The sequence below is a fragment of the Pseudomonas sp. SIMBA_067 genome (genome assembly GCF_046534675.1).
Taxonomy (GTDB): domain Bacteria; phylum Pseudomonadota; class Gammaproteobacteria; order Pseudomonadales; family Pseudomonadaceae; genus Aquipseudomonas; species Aquipseudomonas putida.
Genome location: NZ_JAWRYH010000353.1, coordinates 1 through 276 on the forward strand (window position 1 = coordinate 1; position 276 = coordinate 276).

Below are 276 nucleotides of genomic sequence, written 5' to 3' on the forward strand. Positions count from 1 at the left end.
AGCAACAAAAGCAAACTATTACTTTGCAGCTAAGCACTCTCGCTACCAAGCTCAACGAGCAAAATAAACAGTTAGAACATGCAGAGCACGCACTAAGCACTGAACAAAAAAATCTAAATAAGCTCACCCAACAGCAAGAGCAATTCAATATTGAGCAGTGTGATAATCAGCTTAAAAATATTGATTATTTAAAAGAGCAACGAGCGCGTTATAAGCAATTTAATCAAGAACTAAAGCACACAGTGCAGCAACAAAGTATTACAGCAGAAAAGCTAA

At 36.6% G+C, this 276-nt stretch carries 1 protein-coding gene; it reads left to right on the forward strand.

What is annotated here, in order from left to right; translation table 11 throughout:
• On the forward strand, positions 1-276 hold a 276-nt coding region (locus SB765_RS29410; RefSeq protein WP_410932458.1), incomplete at both ends, for a hypothetical protein.